Here is a 20,406-nt window from a genome sequence, read left to right on the forward strand (position 1 = left end):
AATTCAAATATCTTCTGTGAAACGGTGTATATCCTTTTCATTTTATGACAGAACAGCATACAATAGTGTTAGAGACAACTGTGAATAAAAAATTTTAATGTTTGCAGTTCCTCGTGTGGTTTTACTGGTGTGGTCAAAGGTTGAAAAACAAATGCAGTATGAAGGTTAAAAACAAAGAATAAAAGCATACTAATGAAACAAAACTGTTTTTCGACATATGACAGTGAAGGGAGATGAGGTCTAGTGGACATCGAACGTGTAAATGAAAATACACTTAAGCTCTTTATTACGTACAATGATATAGAGGATCGCGGCTATAGTCGTGAAGAAATCTGGTACAATCGAGCAAAGGGTGAACAGCTTTTTTGGGATATGATTGATGAAGTAAATACGGAGGATTATTTTGATGTAGAAGGTCCGATTTGGATTCATATCAATGCATCTGAAGTAGGCTTAGAAATCATTGTCACACGTGCACATATCTTAAAAGACGGTGAAACATTAGATGGTCATTCGAATTTTGATGAACACAAAGAGATGTTTGCACCATTCGATGAAGTTGGGGATGATCTTCTTAGCCAACTAACTCAATTTGGTGACATGGATGAATCAGAATTATTTATGGATACAGACATTTATGTATATAAATTTAAAGATATTGATGAGTTAATCCCTGTTGCAAAACGAATGACAGACGAATTAGTGGATTCCTCATTATTTAAATATGAAAATTGGTACTATTTAGTGGTTGATTTCGGTAATGCAGATGAAGAGTTAAACCGTCACGATCGAAATGCGGTCATCAAAGAATTTTTAACGCCATCTAATTTTACGATTCATCGTTTAGAGGAGTACGGCGAAAAAATTATGGAATTTAATTGCTTTGAGACAGTTCGAAAATACTTTGCTTAAGCATATGTTTACTTGATTTTTTAGACTGTAGTGAACTCGGTAATTTTATCGAGATTCACTACAGTTTTTTTATACGAAAAGCTCAATAGTGGCATTTCATAAATTTCAAGAAAAAACAGCTTTTAATTTGTGATAGCTACTAATTTTTACTATAGTTGGTCAAAAAGGAGCTGATTTTATGCTGATTGCCTATAATAATCTACAGCAGCTTTTTCACCCATATCAATATACGAGAAAGGTATTGCAGAAATATAGGCGCCATATGACATTTTTTTGTCCTCAATGTCTAGAACCAGTTCATTTAAAAATTGGTTCCTATAATATTCCACATTTTGCACATCATACGAAAAGTCAATGTCCGAAATTATTTGCAGAAGGTGAATCAAAACTTCATTTACAAGGTAAAATTCAATTGTTTGAATGGCTACAAAAACTAGGACATAAAGTGAAGTTGGAGCCCTATTTAACAGAACTTTCTCAGCGTCCAGATTTACTCATTGCTTCAGAGAATAACAACGTCGCACTGGAATTTCAATGTAGCCCAATTACTCATCATAAATGGCAGGAACGGACGACAGGCTATGAAAAAAATAACATTCAAGCAATTTGGCTCTTTTTAACTCCTCAAAGATACGAAGCAATCAATGGAATTCGAAAAATAAGCATTCCTCCATTACTACAAAAGTCATTCATGACCACTTCAACAGGCCTTCCTTATTTAATGACCTATAATGCCAAAACAGCCCATTTTGAATATTGGACGAATCTCCTTCATGTGCATGGGCATACTTTTATAGGTAAAGTCCAAAAAATCTCAATAGATAAGCAACGCTTTCCATTTTATTTACCAACTTGCATTTCCTTAGAAGAATTTCAACAGTATTGGCAGCTATATAAACATGCTTGCCAGGAATTTGCAAATAGGCGCCTCCTACATAGTAAACAAGGCGTGCAGGATTCATTTTTACGAAGTTGTTATGAGGTGAATTTTTCTATTTCGGCAATGCCCTCTTATGTCGGTATACCCGTAAAAGAAGGGACAGCAATTTCGCTATTTGCAAGTGAATGGCAAACGATGCTGTTGCATTTTAGTCAACAGTTAGGTTTAGAGCCATATGACTTAAAAAAACACCATATTCAAGATTTTCTAATACAATCTCATTTAGAATATACGGAACAGGCAGTAAAGGCTGTTCAGCAATATAGCCTAATATTGAAAGTGATAGACCAAGATCAGAAATTAGAGGATATTTGTGAGATAGTGTACGCACAATTATTTGCAATTGCCGCAATATACTGAGAAAATATGAGAGTATAGGGAAAAAAGCACATATAAAGGGGGCTGGCATGCACATGGCTAGTAACAGTAATCAAATTTTAGTACGAAATGAAGTACCTGAAGAATTAACATGGCGATTAGAGGATATTTTTGCATCCGATGCACTTTGGGAAGATGAGTTCAAGGAAGTTGCAGAGCTTGCTAAAAAAGCATCTAGTTTTGCAGACACTTTAAATAATGGAGCACAGGCATTATTAGCGGCTTTACAATATCACGATCATATTTATGAACGCGCGATGAAGCTCTACACATATGCTCATATGCGTTATGATCAGGATACGACAAATAGTTTTTATCAAGATATGAATAGCCGTATTCAAACATTGGCAACTAGTATTTCTGCTGGTCTATCATTTTTAACTCCAGAAATTTTGGCATTAAATGAAGAAACAATTAAAAGCTATTTAGCTGAAAATCAAGACCTACAATTGTATAAGCAATCGTTAAAAGAAATTACAATGGCACGTCCACATGTCTTACCAGCGGAACAGGAAGCATTACTCGCACAAATATCTGAGGTAACAGGCACTGCCTCTAATACATTCAGTATGTTAAATAATGCGGATTTGGAATTCCCTTATGTGAAAAATGAAGAAGGGGAAGATGTACAACTTACGCATGGTAACTATATCAAATTTTTAGAGAGCAAAGATCGCTCTGTTCGTGAAGGTGCGTTTAAAGCCATGTACGAAACATATGGCAAGTTTAAAAATACGTTCTCGTCAACGCTAACAGGGAATGTGAAAAAACATAATGTGAGTGCTCGTATTCGTCATTATGACTCTGCACGTGAGGCAGCAATGTCTAATAATTTCATTCCTGAAAATGTTTATGATCAACTAGTAGAAACCATCCATAAGCATTTACCTGCGATGCAGCGTTATATTTCGTTACGTAAGAAGCTTTTAGGTGTGGATGAATTGCATATGTGGGATTTATTTGCCCCCCTTGTAAAAGAAGTAGAAATGAAGGTTACTTACGACGAAGCTAAAGATATTTTAGTGAAGGCTTTAGCGCCATTAGGCGAGGAATATCAAAATATCGTTCAAAACGGATTAGATAACCGTTGGGTAGATGTTTTAGAGAATAAAGGGAAACGGAGTGGTGCATACTCATCCGGTGCCTATGGAACAAATCCTTATATTCTAATGAATTGGCAAGATAATGTGAATAATCTATTTACGTTAGCACATGAATTTGGTCATAGTGTTCATAGTTATTATTCAAGAAATAATCAGCCATTTGTTTACGGGGATTACTCTATTTTTGTCGCTGAGGTTGCTTCGACATGTAATGAAGAACTATTAAACGACTATTTACTTAAAACCATTGATGACCCTCAACAAAAAATCTACTTGCTAAATCATTGGTTAGACGGTTTCAGAAGTACAGTTTTCAGACAAACAATGTTTGCTGAATTCGAACACCTAATTCATCAAATGGATAAGAACGGTGAGTCTTTGACAGCCGATCGATTGACTGAAGTGTATTATGAACTTAATAAAAAATACTTCGGTGATGATATGGTTGTGGATGAGGAAATTGGTTTAGAGTGGGCACGTATTCCACACTTCTACTATAATTACTATGTTTATCAATATGCGACAGGCAAATCAGCAGCTACAGCATTGAGTAAACAGATTTTAGAGGAGGGTGAACCGGCTGTAGAACGTTATATTAATAACTTCTTAAAAGCAGGTTGCTCGGATTTCCCAATTGAAGTATTAAAGGCAGCAGGTGTTGATATGAACGTTGCTAAGCCAATAGAGGATGCTTGTAAAGTATTTGAAGAGCGTTTGAATGAATTAGAAAAATTATTGTTGAATAACTAATTAATTGGGCTATAGGAATGTTCCTATAGCCTGATTTTTTTTTTAGACAGCTTTAATTGAATGGAAAGAATAATGATTTTTTTTGATTTATAAATACTTTAAAAGAGTGCATCTTGGAAAAATACTGTTTGAAATCGCTTTCTATTTGACAAATTTGTGAATCTAGTATTGGATTCATTGCTAAATATATTATTCCATGATAGAGTAATTCTTGTGAAATAAATCACAAAACAAACATACACCCCTTTGTTTGAACGTGAACATTTCTCCCATCCCCTTTGTGAAAAAGAAGCGTCTCTATCGGTCGAGGATAGAGGCGTTTCTTTGTTTTTATGTAATAAAATAAGGACTCAACTAATGGTTATTAGTTAAGTCCTTAACGTGTATTATTTAAGACGCCATAATGTAGCGTGAGTTGTCTGGATTCGTTCAATCTTTTGTTGCAGCATACGTTTCTTTAGTTCACGTTCGGCTGCTTGTTCTGTTAATGAATAGATAAATGCTATTTCATTTGTAGAAAGTGTATGGAATTGTGAAAATAAGTCCTCTATTGATGGTAAAGGCTGACGTACAAGCTGCTCATTGAGCATTTCTTCTAAAATATGTTCATAAACTTCATAGGCATAGCTACCACTAACCTTTAGTCCCTCATCTTCTATACATTCATTGAAAAATACGATACTTGGGACTTCGTCAACTTCCATTTCACGTTTAATGTATAAATCACATTGGAAAGCTCGTGCTGCTTCCTTGGAGCCGAAGTCAACGGTAAATTCATTCATATCTAGTTGAATATCCTCTGCGATCTTTAAAAGAGTAGCATAGGAGTTTACATCTTGATGGCTTAGTAATACATATTCTTGTAATTTCGATAAATATCGTGCACCTGCGCGTTTGCCCTGTAATTCGGCCGCTTTAATAGCGATAGAAGGTAATACAGGGTGATTAATATCTAACTCTATGCCTGATATACAACCCTTTACACGTTTACTTAAGCAGTTTAAAGAAGTAAGCTCAGTGCTTAGAACAAAACGCCAAGTGAAGTAATGGTTGTATTCAAGCTGTAATTTACGAAGCACAGCTTGCATACTAAAAGCTTCAGGACAAAGTGGATCTACGAAAATATACAATTCAATAGGCTTATTGGCAGTAGAAATCGTTGGCGTTGGTTCTTGTAGCATTTGAATATTATTCACGTAACAATTCCCCCTCATCGTCATTAGGCGTATTAACCATGTGATGAGCTGTTAATACTAAACGTTGATAATAAGTTTCACGGAACTTCCCTTCCAAACCTACTTCATCCATAGCTTCTGACATACATTCCAGCCAAGCTTGTGCGCGGTCTGGTGTAATCGGAAAATTCATATGACGTGCACGCATCATTGGATGTCCATGTTCTTCAGTAAAGAGATTTGGTCCACCTAAATACTGTGTTTGAAATTGAATTTGCTTACGGGCTGTCTCTGTTAAATCCTTTGGAAAGATTGGAATAAGATCAGGATGCTGAGCAACTCTTTTATAGAATGCATGAATAAGCTCTGCCAGTTTTTCAGCCCCCAGCTCCTCATAAGGAACAGTGTATTTTCGACTCATAAGTTATATGCTCCTTTAATCTTTATATCGTAAAGTATCATTTATATACTCCGTCATCATTAAAATGTGAATTTCTTGTGACTACCTTCATTCTATCAACGTCTTTTCGTTTTCACAAATAAAGAGCTCTTTCGAATTGTTGTTCGCTATAAAAGCACAAATTTCACCACAGAGGGTGAAATTTGTTGGAAAAAAGATAGATAGTAAGAATAATGCGATTACACTGTGAAGTAATTCATCACTTTTTTGACATAATTCTGTGTTTCTTTAAAAGGAGGGATGCCTCCATATTTTGTGACACGAGAGGCGCCAGCATTATAGGCTGCCAATGCTAATGTAGGATCATTATTAAACTTATCTAGCATTTGGCGCAAATATTTTGCCCCAGCCATAATATTTTGCTCTGGATCAAAAGCATTGGTAACTCCTAGATACTGTGCTGTTTGAGGCATTAATTGCATCAAGCCCTGCGCTCCTGCATGACTAACTACGGATGGATTAAAATTAGATTCTTGTTTTATAACGGCTGCAATAAGCTTCTCAGGTACACCGTAGGTTACTGAGGCCTTTTCGATAATAGCAGCATATTGATCTGCTCCTGCCAAAGAGTTGGCATAGGCAGTTGAGCCAATAACATTATCTGAAACATAGGAATCGAGTTTTGTATGCCCATAAGAGCTTGCTAATGCCTGCTTAACGGATTCAGGAATGTACACAGCATTAGAACCTTTGTATAACAAAGATTCAAGCGTTCCTTCTGAAGTATTAGCTAACTGATTCAAGATATCAGCGTTCGCTGTGCCTAAACCTAGTAAGCTAGATAATTTGGCATTGCTGGCAGTTGAAGCGTCCCCTAATAATTCTTCCATCATGTCAGAGAAAATAGATTGATTGTCTGTCAAAGCGTTTGTGGATGAACTATCTGTCGATCCAAGTGTTTGTAATGCTTGAATCTCCATTAAAGATCTTAGTGATTGAATATCCAAGAAGTTAGTCACCTTTCTTTTTATACTATTATGAATTTTGCTGCTGTAAAGCCTTCATAAAGCGGGCGATTTTCTTATCAGTTTCTTGCTTTGGAATACCATATTGTTGTAAAAATTCGTCGAAGATTGCTTTTCCTTTAATGGCATCTTTTGCTTCATATTCTACCTCATAATCGTCGCACTGCAAATAGTAAGAATGATCAAAAACAAGAAGACCCTCTTTATACGGAATTTCGACACGATCTGTAGTAAGTGAGCCAAACACCCGTAATTGGTCTAAGGGAATGTTATGAATAGCAAGTTTTTTGGCGACCTCTTCAGCAAAAAAGCCTTCGCCCTCCAGCATTTTCTGAGCTTGAGCCGCTGTTAATTGAGCCGTAGTTTCAAGGTGAGCATGCTCAGCATTTTTTTCTTTAAGTGTACATTCATAATTTTCACCGATTTGCCTAATGCGTAGTCCACTTTGTAGCTTGCGAATTGCATGAGTAGGTGTGTCGAAATAATGATTTGTTTGACGATGAATAGCATTTTTACGAATGTGGAAATCTTGTAATAGTTGCTCGTATTGATGTTTAGTTAGGAGATTTTTAAACTCGATTTCAATTTCTTGTGTCATTTATATTCACCTATTTATTTTTTTATTTTTCATTCGCTGTTTCGCTTGATTTAACATTTACACACTGCAACTATTTACCCTCTGTGCTAAAATAAGAGGAAGAGTACAACGAAAAGGGGAACCGCACGTGCGTAAAATTTATACAATAGATACATCGAATTTTGAACAAGATCAACTTCATTTTAGTTTAAACGACAATGAAGTAAATTTACAGTTAAAACCTGCTGGACAACTTATTGCAGATTCAGATGATTTTGCATTTATTTATTTACTGGATGCAGGCGAAGACTATCATTACTTGCGTTTTCCACCGAGTAGTTGGGAGAATCTTGTACATATTTTACAAAAAAAGAAAGATCCAATACTGCGAATAAATGAAGAAGCAATCGAGCTTACAAATTTCTACGATGAATTGGAAATGCTCGTGTATAATATTGAAGGAAATTACAATTACGGGGCAGAATTTGTCCAAACAGTGGAACAACACTTCAAGGCAATTCTCGCTGAATAGAAAGACAAAACGAACAGACGGTGTTCGATACCGAATGTCGGGAGGTTTTTGTGATGGGACAATGGGAAATATTTTTAAGTCCTTATAAACAAGCAGTAGATGAACTAAAAGTAAAATTAAAGGGCATGCGTTCGCAATTCGGTATTGTTAATGCCAATTCACCTATAGAATTTGTAACAGGACGTGTAAAGCCCTTAGCAAGTATATATGATAAAACATTGGAAAAAGGGTTAGCTTTTGAGCCATCTAAACAACTTGGTGATGAACTCGGTGATATTGCCGGTCTTCGAATTATGTGTCAATTTGTTGATGATATTGCTACAGTAACGGAGCTTATTCGTCAACGAAAGGATATGCGTGTAGTGGAAGAACGCGATTATATTACACATAATAAGCCAAGTGGTTATCGCTCCTACCATATGATTGTTGAATACCCTGTTGAAACGATTCAGGGGAAAAAGGTAGTGTTAGCCGAAATCCAAATACGAACACTCGCTATGAATTTTTGGGCATCTATTGAGCACTCTTTAAATTATAAATATAAGGGCATGTTCCCAGAGGAAATAAAAAATCGCTTGCAAAGTGCGGCTGAGGCAGCATTTCGCTTAGATGAGGAAATGTCATCCATTCGTAGTGAAATTCAAGAAGCACAGGCGTATTTCAGCGAATACAAGGAAGCATCGAATCCTAATTTACTATCGGAGAAGGAGCGTGACTCACAATGAAATTTGCTATTCAATCACGTCGCGATGCACAATCCAATGAGCTAATGGAGCTAGCTAAAACCTACTTACAGGATTTTGGCTTGACTTATGATGAGGAAGCACCTGAAATCGTTGTCTCTATAGGTGGAGATGGGACGCTTTTACATGCCTTTCATCGATATTCTCATTTATTAGATCAAGTGGCATTTGTCGGCATCCATACAGGACACCTAGGTTTTTATGCAGATTGGAAGCCTTCAGAATTAGAAAAGTTAGTTTTGTCCATTGCTAAAAAGGATTTTAATGTGGTGGAATATCCACTGTTAGAAGTGAAGGTGGAGCATCATAATGCAGAATCAAATACGTATCTAGCTTTAAACGAGGCAACAGTTAAATCGCCAGATGTCACACTTGTAATGGACGTCGAGCTAAATGGCAATCAATTCGAACGTTTCAGAGGAGATGGTCTTTGTGTGTCAACTCCTTCTGGAAGTACAGCCTACAATAAAGCGCTTGGAGGAGCAATCATTCATCCAACTTTAGCAGCACTTCAAATTACAGAAATTGCATCCATTAATAATCGTGTATTCAGGACAGTTGGTTCTCCATTAATTTTACCCGCCCACCATCATTGCGTTTTACGTCCAGTAAATGAACAAAACTTTAATATGACTGTGGACCATTTACAAATTACACAGGGTGATGTAAAGGCAATTGTATTTAACGTGGCAAATGAAAGAGTACGTTTCGCACGTTTCCGTCCATTCCCATTTTGGGAACGTGTGCATGAATCATTCGTTGCAAATGAGTAAGATGGATACAAGATTTACATTGCGCTTTATGGCTAAGAAAGAAGGCCAATTATTACGAGAAGCTCTACAAGAATGGCGTATATCTAAGCGAGCATTAACAGCTATAAAGTTCGATGGAGGGTTATTAACGGTGAATGGGATCGAACGTAATGTGAGATATACCCTTCAAGTTGATGATTGTGTGGAGGTGACGTTTCCTCCTGAGGAAAAGAGTGAGGGGCTCACGATCGAGTATGGCGATTTGGCTATTGTATATGAAGATGATACAATCTTGGTGTTAAATAAACCGGCTCACCAAAGCACGATTCCCTCACGTGAACACCCAACCAATAGTATTGCCAATCTAGTTTGCGGCTACTTTGAGCAGCAAGGAATAGCGTCCACTGCTCATATTGTAACGAGACTTGACCGAGATACTTCAGGTTTACTCTGTATTGCCAAGCATGCACATATTCATCATTTAACGGGCTTGGCTCAGCGTAATGGGGAGATTTCAAGGCAATATGAGGCAATTGTCCAAGGACATGTTCACCAGGATAGACAATCAATCGTGGCACCTATTGGGCGGAAAGAAACGAGCATTATTGAGCGAGAAGTTCGTGAGGATGGGCAATATGCTCATACGGATGTAACCGTAATAAAACGTTTTTATTTAGGGACTGAACCGATGACACATATAGGCCTTAAATTGCATACAGGACGTACACATCAAATTCGTGTACATATGTCGTCGTTAGGTCATCCACTTGTTGGTGATGAACTTTATGGAGGAAGTCGACTTCATATGGACCGCCAGGCACTACATTGTGTGTCCTTAAATATGAGACATCCCTTAACATGTGAACATTTGCAGTTCACAAGTATACTTAATGAAGATATGCAAAATTTGCTTAAAGGATCTTCCGATTAATATTATGATAAGGAGATGTTCGCACAACGGGCATCTCCTTATCATTTTTGATAGTAAATAAAGGGTTCTTTACACCCTGTTCATTTGACAAGGACAAATATAGGGTATAGTAAAATAGAAAACGTCATGATTTTTTTAGGAAGGAATACCATTATATAGAAGGGCATGTAAATCCTCGTGGAAATAAACAAAAAAGGGTTTGCAGAAGGGGATAATTCGCTCTATTATATAGAAGGTAGATTTACGGTTTTGCCCGTAACAATGATGGATAGCTCGGAAGGAGGGGACAAGCATGATAGAGGATAGAAATGAAAAGGATGATGTGCAATTTGACGAAGCACATTTACGAGGCATGCTCGAAGCACATAATATTGACGCATTCCGTGATGAGTTTTTAGAACTTCATCCATATGATCAGGCAACGTTTTACGAAAAGGTGGAACCTGATATAAGGAAGATCATCTATTCGTTCTTGTCTCCGACAGAAATGGCTGATATTTTTGAGGCAATCGATATTGAAGATGATGAATATAAAGCATATCTAGCTGAAATGGATCCATCTTATGGGGCAGAAATGCTTTCTCATATGTATGCAGACGATGCAGCCGATGTTTTAAATGAACTGGATATGGAGCAACGTGAAAGTTATCTGGAAATGATGGATGAGGAAACGGCTGAAGAAATTAATGAGCTACTAAGCTATGATGAATATACAGCTGGGTCCATTATGACAACTGAATATGTCGCTATTCCAGAAAACTCTACAGTGCGTTCAGCAATGGCCATTTTACGTAAAGAGGCACCAGATGCTGAGACCATTTATTATATTTTCGTAGTAGATGAAGAGCACCGTTTGACGGGTGTTATTTCATTAAGAGATTTAATTATTGCTGAAGAGGATACACTTATTCGTTCAATTATGAATGAACGCGTCGTTATGGTACATGTAGGAGATGACCAAGAGGAAGTCGCACACATAATGAAAGACTATAATTTCTTAGCGACACCTGTTATTGATGACAAAGGTGAACTACTTGGGATTATCACCGTCGATGATATTATTGACGTTATTGATGAAGAGGCATCTGAGGATTACTCTAAGTTAGCCGGTATTTCTGATATGGATAAATTTGATGTCACACCACTCCAAGCTGCTAGAAAACGTTTACCATGGTTGGTGGTACTACTGTTTTTAGGTATGTTAACAGCCAATTTAATGGGGCAATTTGAGGATACTTTAGATAAGGTTGCCTTATTGGCAGTCTTTATTCCCTTGATTTCAGGAACATCAGGGAATAGTGGAACACAAGCTTTGGCCGTAGCTATTCGAGGGATTGCTACAGGTGATGTAGAAGAACATAGTAAATTAAAATTACTGCTACGAGAAGCTGGCACAGGCTTAATGTCGGGAATTGTTTGCGGCTTAATTGTCATTGGTATCGTTTATTTTTGGAAACAAGAACTAGTACTCGGGATGTTAGTAGGTGCTGCACTTTGTGGCTCGATTTTAGTTGCGACATTGGCTGGTTCATTTATACCTTTGTTAATGCATCGTTTAAAAATTGACCCAGCTGTTGCTTCCGGCCCGTTTATTACAACTTTAAATGATATTACAAGTATTTTAATTTATTTAGGTTTAGCAACAGTTTTCTTAAGTCAAATAGGCTAAGAACCAATTTACTTACTTTCGCATATTGTATGGAAAAAGGGGAAGTGAGTTTGTGGGTCAAGAACCACGATTGTTTATAAAATCACCATCGTATTTTTTAAATATTTCTAAGGTGTTGCATGAACTCGATTTAGATGAAAGTACATCTGTATACGTAAAGGACAATACTTATGTAGAGGATACGGTTGAAGAGGAAGATGAAGTTGTAAAAGATGTGGAAGTGGATCCGTATTTACTAAAACAACTTCAATTTTTAGAAAAGCCATTTCGTCAGCGTGCCTATCAGCCGCTTTTAGTTTGTTTAAAAGATGGTAGAAAATTAACTGGTTCTGCTTCAGATGTACAAAATGATTCTTTAATGCTTACCTCACTAGAATTAAAAACACAGGAAATTATTTATTTTGAAGATATAAAACAAGTCCTTTGGCGGGGAAGACAATTACCATCATTATAAAAAAAGTGTACAGCAGAGGATGCTGTACACTTTTTTTATGTGTGTGTGTCAAAGGTGAAAGAAATTAGTCACAAATCCCTAAGTCAACATCAGCGATACATTGTACAGCACAGAAGCAAGATAAGTCTACAGTAATACAGCTATCTGTTGAGTTCCAATCATCCACTTTACAGATCTTCTTCATATTTACGCAACAGCCGTCACGACTTAATAAATCTACTGTACTTTCGCTAGAATCGAATGTACATAGAGGTTCTAAAACGCGTAAAGTCGCACAACACTCATCAAACATATCTTCAACGCGGAAGAATACGGATGTGCAAATACAAGGATCTGCAGTTGGGGAATTAAAGAATGCTTTGAAAGGAGTACCATCTTTTGTAATTAACATAAATACACGTGTATCTGCTTGAGAGCGAGCAGGACTAACAATCCCGCCTAGTGGTTCTAAGAAACAGTTAGCTGTACATGGAGAACACTCATCTCGCACCGCTTGATTTTGAATATCTAAAATAGCGCGCACTACGTCACAAACGCAGCCTGCTGAATGGATTGGTCCAATAGGATTTGTTGGCTTACCACAACCCATATTGTCACCTCCTTTCCTTGTTACTACTTCTACAATATGTGCTTTTCAAATTTGGACTCGGGCTTTTGTATATATGAATAGTTTTTTTATGTGTGGAGAAACTTTAAAGAAAAGGAGGGTAAAACTTGAGGCTACTTGGAATGACGTTACCTCTCTTAGTCGTTTTGCTATTAAATGGTTGTGCTGAAAAAGAAAAATTTATCGTCTACGGTCCATCTCAAAATGGAAGTGAAGTCGAAGCCCTTATAAAAGAAGAGGACTATGTGGAACGTTCAACCGTTATCCATTATGACGATAGTATGCTTGTTGCAGTACAAATTAAACCATGGGAAAAGTGGAAGAAGACTAAGTTAGAGAAAAAGTTGCAAAAAAAATTTGATGAGAAATATCCAAATAAAGATGTTTTTGTCTCAGCTGATTATAAAATATTTTATGAAGCCAATAAAATAAAAAAGGATCAGATTGAAGATAATAAATTAAGCGATAAAATTAAAGAACTTAAAGAGCTTGCAAAGGAGAAGACATAAATGGAAAAAGAGCAATATCAGCAGTTGGAGCAAAATGTGACACCAAAGCCTCCATATTTAAAGAATGTAGCAAAGGCGTTTTTTGTCGGCGGTCTTATTTGTACAATTGGCCAAGCTGTGTCCCTTTTTTATATTATTTTCTTCAATTTTACAGAAGCGACAGCCGGTAATCCAACCGTAGCTACAATGGTGTTCTTTGCCATGTTGTTAACAGGGCTTGGTCTATATAAAAGAATGGGCCAATTTGCTGGGGCAGGCTCATCAGTGCCAGTAACTGGATTTGGTAATGCCGTTATTTCCGCAGCTATCGAGCATAGATCAGAGGGTTTAGTATTAGGAGTTGGCGGTAATTTATTTAAGCTAGCAGGGTCAGTGGTTTTATTTGGGGTAGTAGCAGCGTTTTTCGTAGCACTTATTAAATATATCTTCGTAATGATAGGAGTGGTTTCATGGTAATTGTTTTTCAATCGAAACCATCCCTATTAGCAGGTGGAGTGGTAGCAGGTCCATTAGAGAACCGAAGTATTTTTAGTCAGTATTTTGATGCAGTGTATGATGATGAACGTTGGCAAATGAAAACCAATGAACAGGGGCATCGTAAAATGATTGAAGAAGCCTGTGATGCAGCCATGAAGAAAATGAACGTACAAAGTGGAGATATTGATTATTTAATGGGCGGAGATTTGGTCAATCAAATGACCCCGACCAATTTTGCAGCAAGAGATTTAGAAATTCCATTTATTGGACTATTTTCAGCGTGTGCCACCTCTGTTTCTTCCGTCATTATTGCCTGTCTTTTAACAGAGTTAGGTGCTGCTAATTATTCATTAGCTGGTGCCTCAAGTCAGCATAATGCGATAGAACGTCAATTTCGTTATCCCATCAATTACGGTGCACAAAAGCCACAAACTGCTCAATGGACTGTAACGGCTGCTGGCTATGCGCTAATCGGTAAACACCGTGAAGAGTATCCTTCCATCGAAGCCGCCACAATTGGTAAGTCTGTTGATTACGGCATGGATGATCCTTTCCATATGGGTGCTGCAATGGCACCTGCCGCCTTTCAAACGATCCAATCTCATTTACAACAACGAAATCAAAAAATTTATCATTACGATTTAATTTTAACGGGCGATTTAGGTCAGCTTGGTTTAAAGCTTTTGAAGGGAATGCTTGTTGAAAATGGTGTGAAAAATGAGGAACTAACTCTTTTACGCGATGCAGGTGCTGAGTTTTATGGGCAAGACGAATCTTTTCAATCAGGTGCAAGTGGTGCAGGCTGTTCGGCAGCTGTTTTTTTTAGTTACGTTCTTCAGCAGATGCGAGCGGGTAGCTATAAGCATGTATTATTAGTGGCAACCGGGGCATTATTATCTCCATTATCGTTTCAACAGGGTGAGACGATTCCATGTACGGCACATGCGATCGAAATTACAATGAAATGAGGCATAAATTATGGTAATGACATTTGTATTTGCATTTATTGTTGGAGGCATTATTTGCGTCATCGGCCAATTATTAATGGATGTCGGTAATTTAACACCAGCCCATACATTAAGTACACTCGTTGTCCTTGGTGCTATATTGGATGGCATGGGGTTGTATGAGCCATTAATTAATTTCGCTGGCGCAGGAGCTACTGTACCCATTACCTCTTTTGGTAATTCCCTAACACATGGGGCAATGGCTGAAGCAGAAAAGCATGGACTGGTTGGCGTCTTAACAGGAATGTTTAAAGTAACAAGCTCAGGAATCAGTGCTGCTATTGTTTTTGCCTTTATTGGTGCATTAATTTTTAAGCCTAAAGGAAATATCGACTAGACGAATACCCCTCCCATTTCTACAACCAAAACATATTATAGGTTGTAGAAGGGAGGGGTGCTTTTATGGGATATCAAGGCTGGTCCTCACAACCGTATGGAAATAATGTTGGTGGGTGGAACAATAGCTATTGCGGAGGCAATAACTATAGTTATTGTGGAGGCAACAACTCTGGCTATGGTTCAACATTTGTTCTAATTGTTGTTCTATTTATTCTTTTGATAATTGTTGGCGCTACTTACATCTAATTTGATGAACATATTGTAAAGGCTTTAACTCTTATTTAGAGGGTTCACATACCTAAATAAAGTTAAGGCCTCCACCATTTGTGAATGCTTCGGGCAAGTCGCAAGGTCAAATTGAGTTTTAATGATAGGAGGGAAAACATGCATCGCTCGTTATTTAATTCAATTGAGCAAAAAACAGGTGTTTCGATGGATGAAATCTTCGCATTAGCCAATGCCATTCAACATGCGGATTTTACAAGTGAAAAACAAGTAAGAAAAATCGTACGACGTGTTGCTAAGATATCTAACAGAACGATTACACAAGAGTTAGAAGATAAATTAGTACAATCTATTATTCAAGATGGAGCATCACTAGATTTCGATAAAATCACTAGAATGATGAAGTAGCGCATGGCATATCTACTTGGCAAAGCAGCTTGTTACGATAGAGTAGATAAATGGTGGCAAGCGGATTTTGGTTTAAAAAAGGGTGTTACGACATTGAACAATATCGTAACACCCTTTCATTAAATTTTTTTCTCCATTGCTCGATGCGGAATACCAGCATCCAAAAATTCTGGAGAAGTTACCGCATAGCCAAGCTTTTCGTAAAAGGGAATAGCATGGCTTTGCGCGTGAAGCTTCAATGTTTCTTTAGGGATAGAAATGGCGTATTTCTCCATTTCCTTCATTAGTAAAGCCCCTAGTTTTTTACCACGTTGAGATTGTAAAATACAAACACGTTCAATTTTTGCTGTATTGCTTTCAATACTACGTAAACGCGCTGCTCCTACAGGCTCATCGTCATCATACATAATAAAATGCGTTGCAGTTGCATCTTCAGCATCACATTCCAAATGGAGTGGAACGCCTTGCTCTTCAACAAATACTTTTTTGCGTACAGTAAACGCATCATCATGTTCTTCCTTTGTTTCAACAATCTTAACGTTATACAATCATCACTCAGCTCCAGACAAACGGAATGTTTCGTATGTTGTCCATGAACCGTCTTCTAATTGATATAGAAGATGAATGCGATCAATTGTATCTTTTTCATCCACACCAGTCATACGTAATTGACCAAAGATGTCGTCATGCTCAGAATCCGACATTTTTTGAGCGATTGTAATATGAGGTACAAATACATGTTTCGATTCCCCATAAGAAATATTTTCTTGGATTTCATGTTGGAAAGCAGCTAATTGTTCAGTTGGTTCAATGCGGAAATAAATGGCATTGGTTGTAGGGAAAAACGAACTGATGCGTGATGCATGAATGTTTAAAGGCGCATATTTAGCAGCAAGTTCATCCAATTGCTTAACGATGGTTTTAATTTCTTCTTCAGACGCATCAAAGCTGTCTTTTAACGTCATATGCGGTGTAATCTTCGCAAAATGAGGATCATATCGTTTGCGATAAGTGTTCGCTAAATCTTGCAATTTTTTTGATGGAAATGCCACAATACCGTACTTCATAGTCCATTACCTCCCGTAAATAAACAAATTTTCTATTTAAGTATATCAGAAAATCCAATTTTCGTAATTTAATCACTCACATTAATTAAAATTTTCAATTAATGCACGTCGAAGGTCTGGTTTCCAATATTTCCATGTATGATTGCCATCAAACTCGTCATAAAATATAGAGAACCCTTTATGGATCATAAGATCATGAAGCTGACGATTAGGTGTTAAAAAATCCTTCACAGATTTATCCATAGTCACTACTTGGTCTTCACCCTTACCAACTATATGGTATATAGAAATGGCTGCTGGATCTTTGAAATTTTCGACTGCCTTCAAAACGTCATCATCCACGTATGGTGATTGAAGAATGACCTTGCCGAAAATACTTGGATACTTTAATGCGGCCATTAAGGAAGCTGTGGCAGCCATCGAATCTCCAATCACCCCGCGACTCATACCCATTTGATACGTGGAAAACTCATTATCTAAATAAGGTACTAGCTCATGTGCTAAAAAGCGGAGATAAGCTTCATGCTGCTCACCACTAGGAATATATTTATGACGTCGATCGTTAATATCTTTATATGGAACAAAAGCAATAATTAAATTTTCGATTTCATAGTCATCAATCAGTTCATCAGCTAGCTTTGTAATACCACCAAGCTGGAAATAGTCTTTACCATCTGATGCGATTAGAATGTTGTATTTGTATAGTGGAGAGTAATTTGCAGGAACATAAATATAGAGCTGTAATTCTTCCTGTAATGCCTCACTATAGAATGTTAAATCCTGTACTGTTCCCTTATCCAATGATGACACTCCTTCTTATGTTTGTAACAAAATTGTACCATATTACGAAAGTAAAGGTATAATAGGTTGGGCTAGCACTATACTAGCAATAAAATCGAAATGAGGGGTAGCTATGCATAATAAAAGTATTCGTGTGCACTCTGAGGAAGTAGCGAAGGCAGCACATGCCGCGTTAATTCGTAGAGGTGTGGCGATCGAGGATATCGCAAAAATTGTTTACGAAATGCAAAAAACCTATAATGAAGGTTTAACACTGGATCATTGTGTTCATTCGGTTGAGCGTGTACTGCGTAAACGAGAAGTGCAACACGCACTTTTAGTTGGAATTGAATTAGATGAGCTAGCTGAGAAAAAATTATTATCATCACCATTACAGCAAATTATAGAATCTGATGAAGGTTTATTTGGTGTGGACGAAACAATCGCACTAGGATCTGTTTTTACATATGGCAGCATTGCAGTAACCACATTTGGTCATTTAGACAAGCAAAAAATTGGCATTATTAAAAAATTAGATACAGAGCCTGGGCATCACGTTAATACGTTTTTAGATGATTTAGTTGGTAGTATCGCGGCTTCTGCAGCATCACGAATTGCTCATCGTATGCGTGATTTAGAGGAAGAGGGCGAGACATTTGCGGATATCGAGCCAGAAGAACTAGGACCAAAGCCAAAATCACATAATGAAATATAAAATGAGTTTCTACTATTAAAAGTGAACCTTCTCAAATACGGGGAAGGGTGGACAAAAGCCATCGAGAATTTACTCTCAATGGCTTTTGTCATTTTTTCTTTTTGAAAAATCCCTTAATTACTTTTTATCGTTATAGGCCTTTAAAAATTTTTTTACTTTTTCGCTATCGGCTTCAAGTTTTAACCCAGTGTCAATTAAAGGAGATACAGTTGATACGGCAGGTTTTTTATTGCCTTGGTAATAACTAATGAACTCGTCTTGGTTGATAGAATACAAAATCGCTTTACGTAAATCAGCTGAATCTGAAACTGCACGACCAGATGTATTCATTTGTAAGTAAGAAACGGCATTGCTATCGGCAGTATTTAATGTTAATTTATCGTCTGATTTCACAATATCCAGTTTTGTTTCTGGAACTGTTTGAAGAACGTGAATTTCTCCATTACGTAATGCTGATAAAGCACTGTCAACATCAGAGATGAAACGAACATTGATTTTCGAAATTTTTGGTTCATACTCACTACCAGCACGATAAGCAGGGTTTTTTACAAATTGTGCTTCATAATCATTTTTCTTTACTAAAATATAAGGACCACTTGCATAAAGCTGGTTGTTGAAAGTTGCAGATCCTTCAGTTATTGTAGCTTGATCACCATAGGCAATATCTTTGTCAGGATCATAGTTAGCTACATCATACGTATTTATACTCGTTACTTGTTTTTCAGATACAATACCACCAGATTGGTGTGCTAAATAGTTTAACACTTGTGGGAATGGTGTTGGTGTTGTAATTTTAACAACTTGGTATGAGCCGGAAGCATTGTTAACAGCCCCTTTGTCCTTTGCTAATTGCGCTACAGAGGCAGGGAGATTTTGTGATAATGCTTCGAGAACTGTTTGATCAGAGCCAGATACTTTTTTCTTTTGTAATTCAGCTAAATCTGAAACAATCTCTACAGTTTCAATATTTTCATGAATACTATAAGTTCGATGATCTGGTACTGAATTAGCGTCTTTAGCACGGTTTAATGAGAAGACCACATCTTCAGCAGACACTAAATCACCTGTATCAACAGCTGCGCCATCTTTCACTGCTGCGAAATGAATATCATCGCGTAAAATAAAGTAATAGTCTTGATTGCCTTCTGCCATTACATGGTTATAAGATAATGAACCATCTGAAACAACGTCATCAGTGTCTGTTAAATTAACAAGACGTACATACATATTTGTATTTAATGTATTGATGGAACCATCATTTCCTTTAATCGGATCTAGAGAAGTAAGAGAATTAATTGTTTGGTGTAAAATTAATGGGTCAGTTGCATTCTTAGCAGAATCATTATATTCGATTTTTTCCCATACTTGCGCACGAGATTTTGGTAAATGTACAGTTTTAGGATTTACTAACTCTGAGTAGATCCCTTGATACTTATTGGAAATATATAAAGGTGCAATATAAGCTTGATCGAATACTAATAATTGCTCTAAATCTTTATATTTAGCCGCTGCTTCTTCACCTGTTAAAGTACTAGCCTCATCGATTAGGGCATCTAATTTTGAATCTGCAACAACACTGTAATCTCCACCAGTTTTAAATAATCCACGAACAGCATAGTCCGGGTTACCTGTTACTGTCGTCCAGCTCGAAAGGGCAAGATCGTAGTTGCCTGCTTCTTTTTGGGCAGAGAATGAACCGTAATCTGGTTGAATATTAAGCTTTACATCAAAACCGTTTTTTACTAATTGGTCTCGAACAATATTCATATCTTCTTCTGAAGAGGCCATGCCTAATACTTCAATGGCTACTTTGCCATTGCTCTTGTCACTATCTTTTGAATCTTTACTTCCTTCTACGTCAGTTTTCGTCTGTACACAGCCAGCTAAAGCTAATACTGCGACGAATAAAAATACAAGTAATTTCTTCATAG

The 20,406-nt window shown here is 37.1% G+C and carries 25 protein-coding genes; 16 read left to right on the top strand and 9 right to left on the bottom strand.

What is annotated here, in order from left to right; genetic code table 11:
- Nucleotides 1–243: 243 nt before the first annotated feature.
- From mecA to pepF, 3 genes are all read left to right on the top strand, one after another.
- On the top strand, nucleotides 244–912 hold the full coding sequence (mecA, locus tag MKY88_RS03780) for an adaptor protein MecA (RefSeq protein ID WP_008181512.1): 669 nt from the start codon (nucleotides 244–246) through the stop codon (nucleotides 910–912).
- A gap of 178 nt (nucleotides 913–1,090) precedes the next feature.
- Complete coding sequence (locus MKY88_RS03785) at nucleotides 1,091–2,212, top strand: competence protein CoiA (RefSeq protein WP_340813021.1); 1,122 nt, start codon at nucleotides 1,091–1,093, stop codon at nucleotides 2,210–2,212.
- A gap of 53 nt (nucleotides 2,213–2,265) precedes the next feature.
- The gene (pepF, locus tag MKY88_RS03790) at nucleotides 2,266–4,083 is read left to right on the top strand and encodes an oligoendopeptidase F (RefSeq protein ID WP_340813022.1); all 1,818 of its coding nucleotides are present in this window, start codon (nucleotides 2,266–2,268) and stop codon (nucleotides 4,081–4,083) included.
- Between the two features lie 386 nt (nucleotides 4,084–4,469).
- Here the strand turns inward: pepF and MKY88_RS03795 are convergent, their stop codons facing one another.
- The 4 genes from MKY88_RS03795 to MKY88_RS03810 form a co-directional block, all read right to left on the bottom strand.
- Complete coding sequence (locus tag MKY88_RS03795) at nucleotides 4,470–5,279, bottom strand: DsbA family protein (RefSeq protein WP_069480134.1); 810 nt, start codon at nucleotides 5,277–5,279, stop codon at nucleotides 4,470–4,472.
- Nucleotides 5,272–5,679: a globin domain-containing protein gene (locus tag MKY88_RS03800; protein WP_031418760.1), complete on the bottom strand. Its 408-nt coding sequence runs from the start codon at nucleotides 5,677–5,679 to the stop codon at nucleotides 5,272–5,274. The genes MKY88_RS03795 and MKY88_RS03800 overlap by 8 nt, the downstream gene beginning before the upstream one ends.
- Before the next feature lie 218 nt (nucleotides 5,680–5,897).
- Complete coding sequence (locus MKY88_RS03805; RefSeq protein ID WP_269780949.1) at nucleotides 5,898–6,665, bottom strand: lytic transglycosylase domain-containing protein; 768 nt, start codon at nucleotides 6,663–6,665, stop codon at nucleotides 5,898–5,900.
- A gap of 28 nt (nucleotides 6,666–6,693) precedes the next feature.
- Nucleotides 6,694–7,281, bottom strand: a complete 588-nt coding sequence (locus tag MKY88_RS03810) for a CYTH domain-containing protein (protein ID WP_193831003.1) — start codon at nucleotides 7,279–7,281, stop codon at nucleotides 6,694–6,696.
- A gap of 127 nt (nucleotides 7,282–7,408) precedes the next feature.
- Between MKY88_RS03810 and MKY88_RS03815 the strand changes: the two genes are divergently transcribed.
- The 6 genes from MKY88_RS03815 to MKY88_RS03840 all read left to right on the top strand — a co-directional run bounded on the left by MKY88_RS03815 (nucleotide 7,409) and on the right by MKY88_RS03840 (nucleotide 12,341).
- The gene (locus MKY88_RS03815) at nucleotides 7,409–7,792 is read left to right on the top strand and encodes a UPF0738 family protein (protein ID WP_069480137.1); all 384 of its coding nucleotides are present in this window, start codon (nucleotides 7,409–7,411) and stop codon (nucleotides 7,790–7,792) included.
- Between the two features lie 53 nt (nucleotides 7,793–7,845).
- The gene (locus MKY88_RS03820; RefSeq protein WP_008181494.1) at nucleotides 7,846–8,517 is read left to right on the top strand and encodes a GTP pyrophosphokinase; all 672 of its coding nucleotides are present in this window, start codon (nucleotides 7,846–7,848) and stop codon (nucleotides 8,515–8,517) included.
- Nucleotides 8,514–9,308, top strand: coding sequence for an NAD kinase (locus MKY88_RS03825; protein ID WP_025116813.1), 795 nt, complete (start codon nucleotides 8,514–8,516; stop codon nucleotides 9,306–9,308). The genes MKY88_RS03820 and MKY88_RS03825 overlap by 4 nt, the downstream gene beginning before the upstream one ends.
- The gene (locus MKY88_RS03830; RefSeq protein ID WP_340813023.1) at nucleotides 9,283–10,218 is read left to right on the top strand and encodes an RluA family pseudouridine synthase; all 936 of its coding nucleotides are present in this window, start codon (nucleotides 9,283–9,285) and stop codon (nucleotides 10,216–10,218) included. The genes MKY88_RS03825 and MKY88_RS03830 overlap by 26 nt, the downstream gene beginning before the upstream one ends.
- Nucleotides 10,219–10,510: 292 nt before the next feature.
- The gene (gene mgtE / locus MKY88_RS03835) at nucleotides 10,511–11,887 is read left to right on the top strand and encodes a magnesium transporter (protein WP_025116815.1); all 1,377 of its coding nucleotides are present in this window, start codon (nucleotides 10,511–10,513) and stop codon (nucleotides 11,885–11,887) included.
- 52 nt (nucleotides 11,888–11,939) lie between these two features.
- Complete coding sequence (locus MKY88_RS03840) at nucleotides 11,940–12,341, top strand: hypothetical protein (RefSeq protein ID WP_340813024.1); 402 nt, start codon at nucleotides 11,940–11,942, stop codon at nucleotides 12,339–12,341.
- 64 nt (nucleotides 12,342–12,405) lie between these two features.
- Here MKY88_RS03840 and MKY88_RS03845 read toward each other — a convergent pair whose 3' ends face one another.
- Nucleotides 12,406–12,930 carry a CotY/CotZ family spore coat protein gene (locus MKY88_RS03845; protein ID WP_008174263.1) on the bottom strand — a complete coding sequence of 175 codons (525 nt, stop codon included), beginning with the start codon at nucleotides 12,928–12,930 and terminating at the stop codon, nucleotides 12,406–12,408.
- A gap of 125 nt (nucleotides 12,931–13,055) precedes the next feature.
- On the opposite strand from MKY88_RS03845, the gene MKY88_RS03850 reads away from it, so the two are divergent.
- From MKY88_RS03850 to MKY88_RS03875, 6 genes are all read left to right on the top strand, one after another.
- Nucleotides 13,056–13,457: a YhcN/YlaJ family sporulation lipoprotein gene (locus MKY88_RS03850; protein ID WP_225316259.1), complete on the top strand. Its 402-nt coding sequence runs from the start codon at nucleotides 13,056–13,058 to the stop codon at nucleotides 13,455–13,457.
- Nucleotides 13,458–13,913 carry a stage V sporulation protein AC gene (gene spoVAC / locus MKY88_RS03855; protein WP_069480139.1) on the top strand — a complete coding sequence of 152 codons (456 nt, stop codon included), beginning with the start codon at nucleotides 13,458–13,460 and terminating at the stop codon, nucleotides 13,911–13,913.
- Nucleotides 13,907–14,902, top strand: a complete 996-nt coding sequence (locus MKY88_RS03860; protein ID WP_069480140.1) for a stage V sporulation protein AD — start codon at nucleotides 13,907–13,909, stop codon at nucleotides 14,900–14,902. Before spoVAC ends, MKY88_RS03860 begins: the two co-directional genes overlap by 7 nt.
- Nucleotides 14,903–14,918: 16 nt before the next feature.
- Nucleotides 14,919–15,278, top strand: coding sequence for a stage V sporulation protein AE (gene spoVAE, locus MKY88_RS03865; RefSeq protein WP_008174255.1), 360 nt, complete (start codon nucleotides 14,919–14,921; stop codon nucleotides 15,276–15,278).
- 65 nt (nucleotides 15,279–15,343) lie between these two features.
- Nucleotides 15,344–15,526 (top strand): YjcZ family sporulation protein, encoded by a 183-nt coding sequence (locus MKY88_RS03870; protein ID WP_012292972.1) that lies wholly within the window; start codon nucleotides 15,344–15,346, stop codon nucleotides 15,524–15,526.
- Between the two features lie 138 nt (nucleotides 15,527–15,664).
- Nucleotides 15,665–15,913 (top strand): stage VI sporulation protein F, encoded by a 249-nt coding sequence (locus MKY88_RS03875; RefSeq protein ID WP_008174251.1) that lies wholly within the window; start codon nucleotides 15,665–15,667, stop codon nucleotides 15,911–15,913.
- Nucleotides 15,914–16,032: 119 nt separating this feature from the next.
- On the opposite strand, the gene MKY88_RS03880 is transcribed toward MKY88_RS03875, so the two are convergent.
- From MKY88_RS03880 to MKY88_RS03890, 3 genes are all read right to left on the bottom strand, one after another.
- Nucleotides 16,033–16,461, bottom strand: a complete 429-nt coding sequence (locus MKY88_RS03880) for a GNAT family N-acetyltransferase (protein WP_193831006.1) — start codon at nucleotides 16,459–16,461, stop codon at nucleotides 16,033–16,035.
- Nucleotides 16,462–16,464: 3 nt separating this feature from the next.
- A complete protein-coding gene (locus tag MKY88_RS03885; protein ID WP_069480142.1) occupies nucleotides 16,465–16,980 on the bottom strand; it encodes a YjcG family protein in 516 nt (171 codons plus the stop codon).
- An 81-nt stretch (nucleotides 16,981–17,061) separates the two neighbouring features.
- Nucleotides 17,062–17,781 (bottom strand): alpha/beta hydrolase, encoded by a 720-nt coding sequence (locus MKY88_RS03890; RefSeq protein WP_069480143.1) that lies wholly within the window; start codon nucleotides 17,779–17,781, stop codon nucleotides 17,062–17,064.
- 112 nt (nucleotides 17,782–17,893) lie between these two features.
- Between MKY88_RS03890 and MKY88_RS03895 the strand changes: the two genes are divergently transcribed.
- The gene (locus tag MKY88_RS03895) at nucleotides 17,894–18,475 is read left to right on the top strand and encodes a phosphatidylglycerophosphatase A family protein (protein WP_069480144.1); all 582 of its coding nucleotides are present in this window, start codon (nucleotides 17,894–17,896) and stop codon (nucleotides 18,473–18,475) included.
- A gap of 117 nt (nucleotides 18,476–18,592) precedes the next feature.
- Here MKY88_RS03895 and MKY88_RS03900 read toward each other — a convergent pair whose 3' ends face one another.
- Nucleotides 18,593–20,404: an ABC transporter substrate-binding protein gene (locus MKY88_RS03900; protein ID WP_340813025.1), complete on the bottom strand. Its 1,812-nt coding sequence runs from the start codon at nucleotides 20,402–20,404 to the stop codon at nucleotides 18,593–18,595.
- Nucleotides 20,405–20,406 lie beyond the last annotated feature (2 nt).

The sequence above is a fragment of the Lysinibacillus sp. FSL R7-0073 genome (genome assembly GCF_038009065.1).
Taxonomy (GTDB): domain Bacteria; phylum Bacillota; class Bacilli; order Bacillales_A; family Planococcaceae; genus Lysinibacillus; species Lysinibacillus fusiformis.

Bases quoted from the DNA above. Each gene is read 5' to 3' on its own strand.
- spoVAC (WP_069480139.1), top strand. From the start codon at position 13,458: ATGGAAAAAGAGCAATATCAGCAGTTGGAGCAAAATGTGACACCAAAG.
- MKY88_RS03830 (WP_340813023.1), top strand. From the start codon at position 9,283: ATGAATCATTCGTTGCAAATGAGTAAGATGGATACAAGATTTACATTG.
- MKY88_RS03810 (WP_193831003.1), bottom strand. From the start codon at position 7,281: ATGACACAAGAAATTGAAATCGAGTTTAAAAATCTCCTAACTAAACAT.
- spoVAE (WP_008174255.1), top strand. From the start codon at position 14,919: ATGACATTTGTATTTGCATTTATTGTTGGAGGCATTATTTGCGTCATC.
- MKY88_RS03825 (WP_025116813.1), top strand. From the start codon at position 8,514: ATGAAATTTGCTATTCAATCACGTCGCGATGCACAATCCAATGAGCTA.
- MKY88_RS03870 (WP_012292972.1), top strand. From the start codon at position 15,344: ATGGGATATCAAGGCTGGTCCTCACAACCGTATGGAAATAATGTTGGT.
- pepF (WP_340813022.1), top strand. From the start codon at position 2,266: ATGGCTAGTAACAGTAATCAAATTTTAGTACGAAATGAAGTACCTGAA.
- MKY88_RS03875 (WP_008174251.1), top strand. From the start codon at position 15,665: ATGCATCGCTCGTTATTTAATTCAATTGAGCAAAAAACAGGTGTTTCG.
- MKY88_RS03785 (WP_340813021.1), top strand. From the start codon at position 1,091: ATGCTGATTGCCTATAATAATCTACAGCAGCTTTTTCACCCATATCAA.
- MKY88_RS03800 (WP_031418760.1), bottom strand. From the start codon at position 5,679: ATGAGTCGAAAATACACTGTTCCTTATGAGGAGCTGGGGGCTGAAAAA.
- MKY88_RS03820 (WP_008181494.1), top strand. From the start codon at position 7,846: ATGGGACAATGGGAAATATTTTTAAGTCCTTATAAACAAGCAGTAGAT.
- mgtE (WP_025116815.1), top strand. From the start codon at position 10,511: ATGATAGAGGATAGAAATGAAAAGGATGATGTGCAATTTGACGAAGCA.
- MKY88_RS03885 (WP_069480142.1), bottom strand. From the start codon at position 16,980: ATGAAGTACGGTATTGTGGCATTTCCATCAAAAAAATTGCAAGATTTA.
- MKY88_RS03845 (WP_008174263.1), bottom strand. From the start codon at position 12,930: ATGGGTTGTGGTAAGCCAACAAATCCTATTGGACCAATCCATTCAGCA.
- MKY88_RS03860 (WP_069480140.1), top strand. From the start codon at position 13,907: ATGGTAATTGTTTTTCAATCGAAACCATCCCTATTAGCAGGTGGAGTG.
- MKY88_RS03895 (WP_069480144.1), top strand. From the start codon at position 17,894: ATGCATAATAAAAGTATTCGTGTGCACTCTGAGGAAGTAGCGAAGGCA.
- MKY88_RS03900 (WP_340813025.1), bottom strand. From the start codon at position 20,404: ATGAAGAAATTACTTGTATTTTTATTCGTCGCAGTATTAGCTTTAGCT.